The 13,995-nt window shown below is 66.4% G+C and carries 11 protein-coding genes; 4 read left to right on the top strand and 7 right to left on the bottom strand.

Annotated elements, in window-relative coordinates; translation table 11 throughout:
- The first annotated feature begins 12 nt into the window (after positions 1-12).
- From ACEN9F_RS26805 to ACEN9F_RS26795, 3 genes are all read left to right on the top strand, one after another.
- A complete protein-coding gene (locus ACEN9F_RS26805; RefSeq protein ID WP_413425050.1) occupies positions 13-702 on the top strand; it encodes an HAD family hydrolase in 690 nt (229 codons plus the stop codon).
- A gap of 200 nt (positions 703-902) precedes the next feature.
- Positions 903-1,946, top strand: coding sequence for a hypothetical protein (locus ACEN9F_RS26800; protein WP_413425049.1), 1,044 nt, complete (start codon positions 903-905; stop codon positions 1,944-1,946).
- 126 nt (positions 1,947-2,072) lie between these two features.
- Positions 2,073-3,230, top strand: a complete 1,158-nt coding sequence (locus ACEN9F_RS26795) for a hypothetical protein (protein ID WP_413425047.1) — start codon at positions 2,073-2,075, stop codon at positions 3,228-3,230.
- Here the strand turns inward: ACEN9F_RS26795 and ACEN9F_RS26790 are convergent.
- From ACEN9F_RS26790 to ACEN9F_RS26760, 7 genes are all read right to left on the bottom strand, one after another.
- Positions 3,220-6,381, bottom strand: a complete 3,162-nt coding sequence (locus ACEN9F_RS26790) for an efflux RND transporter permease subunit (RefSeq protein WP_413425045.1) — start codon at positions 6,379-6,381, stop codon at positions 3,220-3,222. The two genes, ACEN9F_RS26795 and ACEN9F_RS26790, sit on opposite strands and share 11 nt — an antisense overlap.
- Positions 6,378-7,550: an efflux RND transporter periplasmic adaptor subunit gene (locus tag ACEN9F_RS26785; protein WP_413425043.1), complete on the bottom strand. Its 1,173-nt coding sequence runs from the start codon at positions 7,548-7,550 to the stop codon at positions 6,378-6,380. The genes ACEN9F_RS26790 and ACEN9F_RS26785 overlap by 4 nt, the downstream gene beginning before the upstream one ends.
- Entirely contained in the window at positions 7,547-7,957 is a 411-nt protein-coding gene (locus ACEN9F_RS26780) for an ExbD/TolR family protein (RefSeq protein WP_413425041.1), read from the bottom strand. The genes ACEN9F_RS26785 and ACEN9F_RS26780 overlap by 4 nt, the downstream gene beginning before the upstream one ends.
- Positions 7,957-8,691, bottom strand: a complete 735-nt coding sequence (locus ACEN9F_RS26775) for a MotA/TolQ/ExbB proton channel family protein (RefSeq protein ID WP_413425039.1) — start codon at positions 8,689-8,691, stop codon at positions 7,957-7,959. The genes ACEN9F_RS26780 and ACEN9F_RS26775 overlap by 1 nt, the downstream gene beginning before the upstream one ends.
- 24 nt (positions 8,692-8,715) lie before the next feature.
- Positions 8,716-9,492, bottom strand: a complete 777-nt coding sequence (locus ACEN9F_RS26770; RefSeq protein WP_413425037.1) for an energy transducer TonB — start codon at positions 9,490-9,492, stop codon at positions 8,716-8,718.
- Between the two features lie 164 nt (positions 9,493-9,656).
- Entirely contained in the window at positions 9,657-10,349 is a 693-nt protein-coding gene (locus tag ACEN9F_RS26765) for a cytochrome b/b6 domain-containing protein (RefSeq protein ID WP_413425036.1), read from the bottom strand.
- Between the two features lie 9 nt (positions 10,350-10,358).
- Positions 10,359-10,787, bottom strand: coding sequence for a rhodanese-like domain-containing protein (locus ACEN9F_RS26760; RefSeq protein ID WP_413425035.1), 429 nt, complete (start codon positions 10,785-10,787; stop codon positions 10,359-10,361).
- 303 nt (positions 10,788-11,090) lie between these two features.
- On the opposite strand from ACEN9F_RS26760, the gene ACEN9F_RS26755 reads away from it, so the two are divergent.
- On the top strand, positions 11,091-13,913 hold the full coding sequence (locus ACEN9F_RS26755) for a TonB-dependent receptor (protein ID WP_413425033.1): 2,823 nt from the start codon (positions 11,091-11,093) through the stop codon (positions 13,911-13,913).
- Positions 13,914-13,995: the final 82 nt, after the last annotated feature.

Raw genomic sequence — 13,995 nt, 5'->3', positions numbered from 1 at the left:
CTGCCGACATCCATGACCCTGCCTACCGCACCGCGCGCCATCCTGTTCGACCTCGACGGGACACTGGCCGATACCGCGCCCGACCTGGCCGCCGCCGTCAACCTGCTGCGCACCGCGCGCGGCCTGGAACCGACCGCCTACGACATCCTGCGCCCGACCGCCTCGGCCGGCGCGCGCGGCATGATAGGCGCGTCCTTCGGCATCAAGCCCGACGACGAGGGCTACCCGGAATTGCGCGACGGCTTCCTCGACAACTACGCGGCCGCCATGGCCGTGCACAGCAGCCTGTTCCCCGGCGTCGTCGAACTGCTGGCCGGCATCGAGGCGGCCGGGCTGCAATGGGGCGTGGTCACCAACAAGCCGGCCCGCTTCACCGATCCGCTGTTGCCGCAGATCGGCCTCGGCCACGCGGCCTGCGTGGTGTCTGGCGACACCACCGCCCACGCCAAGCCCCACCCGGCGCCGCTGCTGGAAGCGGCCGCGCGGCTGGGCCTGGCGCCGGAACAATGCTGGTACGTCGGCGACGACCTGCGCGACATCCAGGCCGGCAAGGCCGCGGCCATGCCGACCATCGCCGCCGGCTGGGGCTACTGCGGCCCGGTCGAGCCGCAAGGCTGGCAGGCCGATTACCTGTTCGTCCAGCCGACGGAAATATTGGCGTTGATGCACAGTTCCTTGTCGGGCAGCGCCCTGGCGGCCTGATGGTACCGCTAACCGTTGTATAGGCGACTCACTATTGAGGCTGCTCATAAATTAGGCAGTTTATTCTATTGCCGTGTGGACAAAGTAGGTATAGTCTGCGCTTGACTGCGTAGAATTACTTATTTCCTAAAAGCCACAAACCCGCTGATGGAAACGAGAGTAGCAGTCACCGACAATCTCAACTTTCCATCAGGAGCATCATGAATTTTCCTGAGCAGGCTGCCCAAACCCCGCAGCTGTACTCCGATCCGCTCGCGCTGTTGGCCGATGGCCAGGCGCAGCACACCGCCGCGCCGCAATCCTGGATGGTGCGCGTGGCCGACGCCAAGTACCAGTGGTACGACCTGGTCGCCGGCTTCACCGAAAAGGCCGACATCCGCGATCCGATCGGCCGCTACCTGCGCCGCACCCAGTTCGAGCTGGAAGCGGTGGCCGAAAAGCGCCACCTGTTCTTCGCCGTCACCCGTCCGCGCGTGCGCTTCGACGTCACGGGAGTGGTGCAATGGGGCTTCTTCTCGCTCAAGCTGACGCTGCCGCTGCTGATGGGCGCCGAGCGGACCAAGGAAAACCTCACCATCGAGCTGACGGTGCCGTTCTCGGCCACGCTGAAAAAGCCGACCGTCACGCTGACCGAAAACTTCATCACCCTCAACTGGGGCGGCTGCATCGAAGCGCTGTCGATCCATGACGTGCTGCAGACCTACGCCCACCACCTGCGCATTCCGAGCAAGGTGGTGTATGTCGGCCAGACCCGCGACGAGGACGCGCGCCTGTCCAAGGGCAGGCTGCCGGCGCTGCAAAAGCTGCGCGCCCAGTTCAGCCTGGACTACGACACGCTGCTGCTGGTGCAGCGCATGGAGTTCGACGTCAGCTGCGCCGACGGCGACCCGGCCGACCTGCCGCACAACGAGCATCCGATGGCGGCCGACGCGCTGCTGGCCGAACGCATGGATGTGATCGAGGCCGCGATGATCCGCTACTTCGAAGGCGGCAACAACCCGCGCCTGCGCAACGCGGAAGAGCGCGAGGCCCGCAGCGCGCGCCTGACCGAAGTGCAGGAAAGCAATCACCTGTCCCAGTTCACCATCGACTTCGAACTGGCGGAAGCCCGCAACTACAGCTACCTGAGCTCCGAGTTCGTGACCTCGGCCCGGCGCCACCTGCTGAGCTGCTTCATCGCCGACGGCCAGGCGACTGTCGCGCCGATGCCGATTCCGGTGCCGCTCAAGGGTGCGAAAAGCTAACTAGTGTTACATTGTGTGATTAAATAACATTCCCTTGGGTTGCCGCGTGGAAATGTCACGCGGGAAGGACTATACTGGGGGAATATAACCAGATCACCGCAATATGAGACACTTGGAGCGCGCAACATGACCAGCGATCAACCCGACCTGATCGCCGACGACGACTACCCGGACCCGTCGCCCGATGAGCTGGGCGTCGGCGCCTTGTTCGCCGAAGCGCCGGAACCTTTCCACGACCTGCTGGCACCGCCGCACGACGCGCTGGACGACCTGCTGCCGCTGCTGCCGCAGCGCACCAACGCGCCGCAGACCTGGGTGGTCACCGTGGCCGACGCCAAGTACCACTGGTACGACCTGGTGTGCGGCTTCCCCGAGATCCCCGACATCCGCGACCCGGTCGGCCGCCATCTGCGCCGCATGCAGTTCGACCTGGAGGCGACCAGCGAAAAGCGCCTGATCTATTTCGTCGTCAACCGCCCGCGCGTGCGCTTCGACGCCTCCCGCAGCACCAGCTGGGGCTTCTTCTCGCTGAAGCTGACCATTCCCATCCTGGTCGGCGCCGAGGAAAAGCGCGACACCCTGACCGTCGACCTGGAAGTGCCGTTCGCCGCCACGCTGAAGAAGCCGTCGGTGCTGCTGACCGACCGCTTCATCACGCTCAACTGGGGCGGCCTGATCGAGGCGCTGTCGATCCACGACATCCTGCAGCAATACGAGAACGACCTGAATTACCAGAGCAAGGTGCAGTACGTCGGCCAGACCAAGGACCCGGTCGGCCGCCTGGCCCGCGCGCGCCTGGCGCCGGTGCAGAAGATCCACCAGAAGAACAATGAAGACAGCGACATGCTGCTGCTGATCCAGCGCATGAGCGTGGAAGTGATGTCCGACGAAGGCGATCCGGCCGAGCTGGAGGCCAACCAGAACGCGGTGGCCACCGACATCCTGCTCAAGGACCGCATCGACGTCATCGAATGCGCGCTGATACGCTACTTCGAAGGCCCGGAGATGCACGGCCGCAGCGACAAGGAAGCCGAGGTCCGCAAGCAGCGCCTGCGCGAGGTGCAGGCCGCCAACCACCTGGACAGCTTCCGCATCGACCTGCGCCTGGAAGACGCCGGCAAGTACGACGACCTGTTCTCCAAGCACGCGGCGGTATCGCGCAGCCACATCATCGACTGCAGCATCGTCGACGGCGAAGTGATCGTCACCCGCGTGCCGCCTCCGCCGGAGGACAAGACCAAGGACAAAACCAAAGGCAAGGACAAGGACAAGGTCAAGAGCTGACGCTCTCCTTCTCCCTTTCCCTCGGCGGCGGCACCAGCGTCACGCTGGCGATGCGCGCCGCCATCTGCTGGTCGGTCATCGGACCGGTGCCGCTGTAGCGGTCCAGCAGCAGGTAGATCACCGGCGTGATGTAGAGCGTGATCACCTGCGAGAAAATCAAGCCGCCCACCACGGCCAGCCCGAGCGGCTGGCGCAGCTCGGCCCCCGCGCCCCAGCCCAGCGCCAGCGGCAAGGCGCCCATCAGCGCCGCCAGCGTCGTCATCATGATCGGCCGGAAGCGCTGGACGCAGGCCGCGCGTATCGCCTCCGCCGCCGGCAAGCCCAGCGTGCGCTGGGCGTCGAGCGCGAAGTCGATCATCATGATGGCGTTCTTCTTGACGATCCCGATCAGCATCAGGATGCCGATGGTGGCGATCAGCGTCAGGTCCATGCCGAACAGCCGCAGCGTGATCAGCGCCCCCACCGCCGCCGACGGCAGGCCGGCCAGGATGGTCAGCGGATGGATATAGCTTTCGTACAGCACCACCAGCAGCACGTAGATCACCAGCAGCGCGATCGCGATCAGCACCAGCTGGCTCGATTGCGTGTCCTGGAACACCGCCGCCTCGCCGCCGTACTTGGTGATGATGGTGGCCGGCAGCTGCACTTCCCTGCCGATGGCGGCGATACGGTCGGTGGCGTCGCCCAGCGCCACGTCCGGCGCCGTGTTGAACGACAGCGTGATCGCCTGCAGCTGGCCCTGGTGGTTGACCGCCGTCGGCCCCACCGTGCGCACCACCGTGGCGATGCTGGACAGCTGCACCAGCGCGCCGCTGTCGCTGCGCACGCCGACCTTGCCCAGCGCCTCGTCGAACTGGCGGTCGGCCGCCTCCATGATGACCTGGTAGCTGGCGCTGGGCGCGTAGATGGTGGAGATCTGGCGGTCGCCGAAGGCCAGGTACAAGGCGCTGCGCACGTCGGCCATCCGCACGCCCAAGCCGTTGGCCTTGTCGCGGTCGATGTCGAGCGTGGCCTGCAGGCCCTTGGTCTGGCTGTCGCTGGTGACGTCGCGGAACATCGGGTCGGCGCGCATGCCCTGCATGATCTTGTCGGCCCAGCCTTCCAGCGCGTCCGGCGTCACGCTTTGCAGCGTGTACTGGTAGCGGCTCTTGCTGGAGCGGCCGCCCAGTTGCAGGTTCTGCTGAGGACTGAAATACACCGTGATGCCAGGCACCGCGCGCACCGCCTTGCGCAGCGAATCCAGCGTGCCCCGCAGGTCGGCGCGCTCGCCCTTGGGCTTGAGCGTGACCACCATGCGCGCGCTGGAGGAACTGGTGCCGCCGCCCGGGCCGCCGGCGCCGGTGAACGACAGCACGCCCAGCACATTCGGATCCTCCTGGATCGCCTTGGCGACGCGGGCCTGCAATACCATCAGCGCCGGCATGGAGACATCCTCCGAGGCCTCGGTGATGACGCGCAGCCGGCCCAGGTCCTCTTCCGGGAAGAAGCCCTTGGGGATGGTCTGGTACAGCACCCCGGTCAGCACGAAGCTGCCGACGGCGGTGAGCAGCACCACGTTGCGGTGCGCGAGTCCCCAGTCCAGCGTGCGCTCGTAGGCGCCGCTGAGGCGCCGGAAGCCCGCTTCGAAGACGCGGCCTATGCCTTTATTGCCAACGCCGCCATGTGCGGCATCGTCATGCGTCAGCAAGCGGCTGGCCAGCATCGGCACCAGCGTCAGCGACACCAGCGCCGACACCAGCACCGACAACGACACCACCACCGCGAATTCATGGAACAGCAAGCCGATCACGCCGGGCATGAAAAAGATCGGAATGAACACCGCCACCAGCGACACCGAAATCGAGACGATGGTGAAGCCCATTTCCTTCGAGCCGTTGAGCGCGGCCTTCAGCGGCGGCTCGCCCTGCTCGATGTGGCGCACGATATTTTCCAGCACCACGATGGCATCGTCCACCACCAGTCCCACCGCCAGCGTGATGCCGAGCAGCGAGACGTTGTCCAGGCTATAGCCCAGCCAGTAGAACAGCACCATCGCACCCAGCAACGAGATCGGCAGCGTCAGCGCCGGGATCAAGGTCGCCGCGACGCGCCGCAGGAACAGGAAGATCACCAGCACCACCAGCACCACCGTCAGCGCCAGCGTGATGTTGACGTCGTGGAGGGCGTCGCGGATCGACAGCGAGCTGTCGCCGCTCAGCGTCACGCCAATGGAAGCCGGCAACTGCGCCTGCAACTGCGGCAGCAGCTTGCGCACGGCGTCGACGACTTGCACGGTGTTGGCGTTGGGCTGGCGCTGCACTTGCAGGGTGATCGAGCTGGCGCCGTTGTAACTGGCGCTGGTGCGGACGGATTGAAAGCTGTCCTCCAGCGTGGCCACCTCCTTGAGCCGGACCGGCAGTCCGTTGCGGTTGGCGATAATCAGTTCGGCGAACTGAGCGGCCTTCATCAGGCGCGCGTCGGCCTGGATGGTCAGCGTCTGGTCCGGGCCCTCGATGATGCCCAGAGGTGAGTTGGAGTTGGCCGCCTTGATGGCGGCGGCCAGCTCGTCGAGCGTCAGGTTGCGCGAGTGGAGCCGCTCCAGGTCGGCGCGCACGCGCACCGCGAAGCGCTTCTGGCCGTTGACGTTGACCTGCGCCACGCCCTCCAGCGTGGCGAGGCTGGGCGCCATCAGGTTCTCGGCGTAGTCGTTCAACTCGGCCAGGCCCAGCGACGGCGAATTCAGCACGATGAACAGCGTCGGGCCGTCGGCCGGATTGGTCTTGCGGTAGGACGGCAGCTCCGTCACCTCGGGCGGCAGCGAGCGCTGGGCGCGCAGCAGCGCGGCCTGGACGTCGAGCGCGGCGACGTTGATGTCGATGCTGGGATCGAATTCCAGCGTCAGCGCGGTACTGCCGGCGGTACTGCTGGAGGTGATCAGATTCAGTCCACCGATGGTGGAGAACTGCTTCTCCAGCGGCAGCGCCACCGACGACGCCATGGTCTCGGGACTGGCGCCCGGCAGGTCGGCGTTGACGTTGATGACGGGGGTGTTATAGCTGGGCAGCGCCGCTACAGGCAGCCGAAAGCAGGCCAGCACGCCGGCAGCGATCAGCGACAGCGACAGTACGAACACCAGCGCCGGACGGCGTATGCACAATTCGGAAATGTTCAACGTCCGCTCCCTCGTGCGGCAATCGCCACGCCGGCATCGGCCACCAGTTCATCCCTGGCGGCGCGCACCTTGGCGCCGGGCTTGAGATTCTGCTTGCCCTCGGTGACGATCTTCTCGCCCGCCTCCAGGCCGGAGACGGCGGCCAGGTTGCCGAAGGCGTGCAGCACGCGCACCTTGCGCGGCTGCGCCAGTTGCCCGGCGTCGACCGCGTACACCAGCGCGCCCTCGGGCCGCGTGACGATGGCGGCCAGCGGCACCACCACCGCGTCGCGCAGCGTCGACAGCGTGATCTGCGCCTGCACGAACTGGCCGGGCCACAGCCGCGTATTCGTATTGTCGAACTGCGCCTTGACGCGGATGGTGCCGGCCACCGCGTCGACGCTGCTGTCGATGAAACTGAGCTTGCCCTTGAGCGTGGCGCCTGACAGCGTGGCGCTGACGGCGACCACGCCGGCCTTCTGTGCGTCCAGCAACCCCGCCACGCCGCTTTCCGGCACGGTGAAGCTGACGGCGATGGGATGAATTTGCGTAACGCTGGCCAGCACCGCATTGGCCTGCACCAGGCTGCCCGCATAGACATTGACCGCACCGACCCGTCCGGCGGACGGTGCGCGTATCGCGGTGTAGCTGAGATCCACCTGGGCGGCGCGCACGGCGGCCTGGTCGGCCTGCACCAGCGCGCGCTGGCTTTCGGCCTGCGACTGCACGCTGTCGGCGGCGCTGGCGGAAATGAATTTTTGCTCCGAGAGATCCTGGCTGCGCTTGAACTGGCGTTCCAGGTCGGCCAGCGTGGCCTGGTCGCGCGCCAGCTGCGCCTGCGCGCGATCCAGCGCGGCGCGTTCGGCGCGGTCGTCCAGCGAGAACAGCAAGGCGCCGGCGGCGACGAACTGCCCTTCCCTGACATGCACCCGCGTCAGCAAGCGGCCGACGTGCGGGCGGATCTCCACGCTGCTCAACGGCACGACGGCACCGTTGGCGCGCAGTTCGACCGGCACGTCGCACCGCAGCGCGGGGACCACGCGCACCGACGCAATCCCGCCGCGCGCGGACGACGCGGCGGCCAGCGTTGCCGCCGCCTGTGCCGGCTGCGGGCGGTTCAGCAGCAGATAGCCGCCGCCGGCCACGCAAGCCAGCACCGCCAGCACAGCACTGGTGCGTTTCGTTTTCAACCGCCCGGCTCCGTCAGCACCGACAATTTCGTCACGCCGGAGCGCTGGATATTGGCGATCACCTTGGCCACGGCGCGGTATGGAACGCCCTGGTCCGCCTGCAGGCTCAACGCCAGCTCGGGATCCTGGGTGACCAGTTGCTTCAGCTCCGGCTCCAGCGCGGCGGCCTCCACTTCGCGCTTGTCGATGAAGATCCTGTTGCTGCCGTCGATGCTTACCGTGACCGACTTCGACGGATTCGCCGGCGTCGTGGTGGAGGTCTTGGGCAGGTTGATGCGCACCGCGTTGTTCAGCAGCGGCGCGGTCAGGATGAAGGTCACCAGCAGCACCAGCATCACGTCCACCAGAGGCGTGATATTGATCTCGCTGACGACATCGCTGCTGTCTCTACCGGTTGAGAAGGCCATTATGCAAATGCTCCCTGTTGCGGCGCCGTCACCGGACGCACAGGCTGCGGCGTGCCGCCGTTGCGCGAGGATGCCGGACGGGTGACGCGGAAGCCGTTCTTCTGCGCCAGGTTGACGAAGTCGGTGGCGTAGTTATCCAGCTCGGCCGCCGTCACCTTCAGGCGGCGCACGTAGAAGTTGAACGCCAGGACCGCGGGCACGGCCACCGCGATACCGACGCCGGTGGCGATCAACGCCTCGCCGATCGGGCCGGCCACCACGTCGATGCTGGCCGAGCCGCTCTTGCCGATCGCCCCCAGCGCATGGATGATGCCGAACACGGTGCCGAACAGGCCGACGAACGGCGCCGTGCTGCCGATCGACGCCAGTACCGCCAGGCCGCTTTCCAGCGACTGGTATTCTTTCTGGATTTGCTGGCGCAGATGACGCTCCAGCAGCTCCTGCCTGTCCCAGCTGTGTTCCAGGTCGGCGCTGGCGTCGCCCGATTCGCTGACATGCAGCGCTTCGAAGCCGATGTTGGCCAGGCGCGATTTCGGGCTGGCGTCGCTGGCCAAGGCGCTGGCGGCGTCCAGCGTGCTGGCGCTCCAGAACTGCCTGGTAAATTGTTTATCCCGTTTTCCGAGACGGTAGTGCTGCACGCCCTTGGCGATGATCAGCACCCAGGTGATGACGGAGAACAGCAGCAGCGCATACAGGGAGCCTTGAACGATAAGATCTAAGTAGTAGGTGGACATGGGTAGCTCTCGCAGTATAAAAAATTAAGAAAGTTTGAAATTGAGTGGAACCTTGACCCAGCCGTCGATCGGCGTCTGGCCGCGCTTGGCCGGGTCGAAGGACCACGCCGTCACCGCCTTGATGGCGGCGTCGTCGAGGATCTTGTGGCCGCTGGATTTGTCGACCGCCACGCTGTCCGGCTTGCCGGAAGCGAGCACGCGCACCTTCAGCACCACCTGCCCTTGCAGGCCGCGGTCCTGCGCCAGCGCCGGATAGTCCGGCGCTGGATTGTTGCGGTAGCCGGCGAAGCCGCGCGGCTCGGTCACCGGCTCCGGCGCCGGCGGCGGCGCCGGAACGGCGGCCACCGGCGCCGGCGGCGCGGCGGTCGCCACCTGCACGGTGTTCTCGCTTGGCGCGCCGTCGTCGACCGGCGCCTGCGCCACCACCGGCACTTGCGGCGCCGCCCTGGCCGGAGCGGCCTTGGCGACCTGCGGCTGCGCCTTCGGCGGCTCAGGCGGCGGTGGCGGCGGCGGCGCGAATTCAATCGCCAGCGGCTCGGCCGCTTTCGGCGGCAACGGCTCGATCTGGCCGCCCTGGTGGAAGGCGACCACCACGCCAGCATGCAGCACCACGGCCAGTGCGGCCAGCGCGGCCAAGCCGCGCTTGTTGCCACGTCCGGCGATGGTGCCGGCCTTCGGAATCGCGACGCTGACCGGCAGTGGCGCTTCCACCGCCTTCAGGTACGGCGCCGGACGCGCCTGGCGCCGTACCGCCGCGCGGCGCGGTGAATAATTGATACTCTCAAAAGTCAGTGCAGTCATGATGAGGCCCTTTCGCTGTTGTCCTTGCACGTCCTTGAGCAGAAACCGTGCCCGGACATCAAGTGACTGATTTCATTGATAAACACGGAATTCGCGGCTGCGGCGCATGCGGGAAACTGCTGCGCGATCAGCAGCGCGCCAACAGTACCGCATCACCCGCCGTGTCACCACGCGCGTCCGCTGGCGAAGTACACCGCCGTCGCGGCGGCGGCTATCGCCAGCACCAGCGCGGTCCAGCTGCCCCTGGCGGCGGATTCGCCGGAGCGCACTTCCTTCCAGCCGGTGACCATGGGCTTGACCAGGTTGTCCTTCTTGAACGCGAGATAAACCAGGATCGCCAGCACGTGCACGGCCAGCAGCGCGAACAGCACCCATGTGAGTTGCTTGTGCAGGCCGGTCAGCCGCAGCGACGTGCCCTCCTCCACCAGCGCGGCCAGCGGGCCGGTGAAGGAAATCTCGTCGGTGCCGACCAGCCCGGTCCCCAGTTGCGCCGCCAGCAGCGCCAGCAGCGCAAACACGGACACCGCGCCGAGCGGATTGTGGCCATGCCCTTTCCAGCGGCCGCGCAGGTAGGCGCGCAGCCTGGAGGGCGTCGGCGCGAAATTGAGGAAGCGCGCATGCGTGGAGCCGGCGACGCCCCACACCAGCCGGAACGTCACCAGCCCGACGATCGCCAGCCCCGCCTTGCCGTGGACTTCCATCCAGTCGCCGCCGATCTCGCCGCTGACGATGGCGACGGCGACCGCCGCCACCAGCGACCAGTGAAAGATCCGCGTCGGCAGATCCCATACCCAGATGCGCTTAGGCGCGACAGCGGCAAGCGCCGGCTGGATTTCTTCAATGACGGCGCGTTTCATGGCAATCCTTTACTGCGCGGCCGCGACCTGCTTGGCGGGCGCTTCGATGCGGACGATCTTGCCGCCTTGCGCTTCATAGTCTTCCGAACCGGTGGCGCCGGCGACCTTGAAACCCTTGGCCGTCAGCAGGTCGCCCACGGCGCCGGCGCGATGCGCGTGGTTCGATACGGTGACGATCACGCGGTCCTTGGGAATGTAGGCCAGTTGCTTCTCGATGTCCTTGGCCTGGATATTCAGGAAGACCGGGAAGCTGCCCTTGGTCGTGACTTCATCCGGACGGCGCACATCAAGCACGACCAGTTTCTCCGGCGCGGCCAGCAGCGTATCGACTTCGGCGCGCGCCAGTTGTTTGGTCTTGTACTTCCACGCATCCTGCGCAAAAGCGGAGAAGCTGGCGATCAACGACAGGGCCAAGACTGCGGTGTGGATTTTCTTCATGGTGTAAGTGCTTTCATGGTGAATGAGTGGGATGCCTCATCCACCATGTCTGCAACTATCGTGCCACGAAAGGAGGCCCGTATTTGCTGGGCTCCTGCGGATTCCGTGCTGCCTCGCCACCAGCGCGCGGAACAGGGCTGCTGAAAATTCAACACCCCTCATGGCGGTGCCTTGCGGCTGAGAAAATCGCAAAGCGCCCGCAGATGCTGATGCATAAGCTTATCCGGCATGCGCGGCGGAGCGATGGCACGTTACTTGCGGATTAGAGCTCACTACCACCGCCACTATCAGGAGAGTAAAGTAATGAGCAAATCGCATAAGGTCTTACCACCGCAATTCCGAGCGGCGCCGCTGACCGCCGCCGTCGTCGCCGCACTGGGACTGCTGTCCTCCGGCCAGCTGTACGCGGCCGACGCGCCGACCGTGGCGGACCTTCAGGCCGAAATCGCCCGCGTGCTGGCCGAGAACGCAAAGCTGAAGCAGGCGCTGGCCGCGCAGGGCGGCGCTCCCGCTGCTGGCGCGGCACCGGCCGTGGCGGAAGCAGCGCCCGCGCCAGTCGCCGCCGCGCCGGCGGACGACGAAGCGCAGGCGCTGGGTGCCATCACCGTGCGCGGCAAGAAGAAAATCGAGCTGCTGAAAGACGTGCCGCTGTCGGTCTCCGTCATCAGCGGCGCGGAGCTGGACCGCGAGCTGGCGCAGGACCTCAGCGCCATCACCAAGCGCAGCGCCGGTATCCAGTTCAACCAGAACAACACGCGCGGCGCATCGCTGTCGATACGCGGCCTTGGCAAGCGCTCCTTCACCGAAACGCAGGATCCCAGCGTCGGCATGGTGGTCGACGGCGTCAGCTACGGCCTGTCGCAGCTGGCCAACTTCGATTTCTACGACGTCGACTCGGTCGACGTCACGCGCGGCCCGCAAGGCACGCTGGGCGGCAAAGGCGCCAGCTCGGGTGTGGTCAGCGTCAATACCAGGCGCCCTTCGTTCTACCCGAGCGCCGACTACCAGGTCACCTACGGGCAGCGCGACACGCTGATCGCCAAGGCCAATCTCAGCGGCCCGATCATCGACGACCTGCTGGCCTGGCGCGGCTCCTTCGTGGTCGACCGCAGCCGCGGCTACTACACCAACAACTTCGACAGCAACTACAGCCTGTATAACAAAAACCGCGTCAGCGGCCGCACGCAGTTCCTGTTCACGCCGACCGCGGATTTCAACGCCCGCATCAGCTTCGACCTCGAACCCCATGCGCCGCAGGTGCAGAACGGCCTGACCTTCTACAAGACGCAGCCGGACCGCTTCGCCGATGGCTCGCTGACCGATCCTAGCGGCACCACCACCCGCGCCAAGCTGGCCGGCTTCACCAACGCCGCCGGCGTCTACACGGCCGGACGCGCATGGTTCGCCGGCCGCGACTTCAGCGGCACTCCCTATACCTACGAGAACAACTACATCGGCGACAACAACATCAACTTCAACGAGAACCAGGGCCAGACGGTGCACAACAAGGGCGGCCAGGTCGACCTGACCTGGAACGTCCTGAATCACACGCTGAGCTCCATCACCGCCACCCGCAAATACACCTTCGACGCGCACAACGACGAAGGCACGCCGTTCGACATCAACCGCAACGGCGGCGGCGGCGTCGACTACCAGCAGTTCAGCCAGGAGTTCAAGCTCAAGTCCAAGCCGGGCGGCGCCTTCGACTACGTGGCCGGCGTGTTCTACCTGAAGACCGACGACGACATCGCCTCCAAGACCGGCTGGGGTTCGGACGCCGGCGCCTGGTTCGCCACCACCGCGCAGTACAACACGCTGGACCGCAACGCCGGCGCCAATCGCGGCGCCGGCCTGGCGCTGCTGAAGGATGCGCTGGACGACGCCATCCTCAAGGGCGACACCGTGGTCAAGACCGAGAGCTCGGCCATCTACGGCAACGCCACCTGGCGCGCCACCGATGCGCTCAGCCTGACCGGCGGCCTGCGCCTGACCCACGAGGACCGCAGCACCACCGATACCCGCTTCCTGACCGCCAACGGCGCCGGCGCGGGCCTCAACCCGGTCGCGGTGCGCGGCGTGCAGCTGGGCGGCTTCAACTCCACTGCCGCCGGCGCGCTCGCCGCCGGCAACTCCGCCGCGCAGCTGGCACTGGCCGACGCGGTGGCCAACCGCTACTTCGGCGCCGCCTCCTACGCCGCGCTGACGACGGCGCAGCAAGCGCAGGTGGCGACCGCCAAGGCGCTGCGCGCCGGCCAGGTCGGGCAGCTGATCGGCGGCATCACCAGCTACTACGACGACAACCTGATCACCTCCACGCTGAGCCCGAGCTACCGCTTCAACGACAGCGTGACCGGCTACGTCTCCTGGCAGCACGGCGAAAAATCCGGCTCGGCGCTCAACGTCAACGGCTTGTCCGCCAATGTGCGGCCGGAGAAGACCAATGCGTTCGAGGTGGGCCTGAAAAACACCCTGCTGAACAACACGCTGGTCGTCAACGCCGACCTGTACCAGATGAACATCCGCGACTACCAGTCGACAGTGCGGGTGGTCGACGACTTCACCACCCAGACCAATATCGCCAACGGCCAGGCCAATCCAACCGCCTACGTCACGGCGCAAGGCAATGTGCCCAAGGTGCGCGCACGCGGCCTGGAGCTGGACGCGGTCTACTCCGGCATCCAGAACCTCAGCATCCGTCTTGCCGCCGCCTACACGGACGCCCGCTACATCAGCTTCCCGCAGGCGGCCAAGCCCGACGAACTGGCCTACCTGGCGCCGGCCTACATCGACCAGAGCGGCCTGACGCTGCCGGGCGTGGCCAAGTGGACCGGCAACATCGGCGCCGAGTACCGGGTGCCGGTGTGGGCCGACAAGCAGTTCCACACCAGCTTCAACACCGCCTTCACCAGCCGCTATAACAATACGGACACGCTGTCCTCGTGGGGCTACGTGCCGGGCAACGCGGTGACCGACTTCTCGATCGGCCTCGGATTCAAGAGCGGTTTCGACGTCAGCCTGATCGTCAAGAACCTGACCGACAACCGCAAGCACGAACCGGCCTGGGTCAGCTACGCGCCGAACCCGTATCCGCGCTGGTTCGGCCTGACCTTCAGCGGCAGGCTGTAACGCTGCCGCCGGCCTGCTGCGCTTTCAACAGCAGGCCGACGGCGCTGTCTGCGGCGCAGCAGCGCCGCCCCTGCCTTCCGAA

The sequence above is a fragment of the Duganella sp. CT11-25 genome, assembly GCF_047302815.1.
In the GTDB taxonomy this organism is placed as follows: domain Bacteria; phylum Pseudomonadota; class Gammaproteobacteria; order Burkholderiales; family Burkholderiaceae_D; genus Rugamonas.
This window is presented reverse-complemented; position numbering and strand designations above follow the sequence as displayed.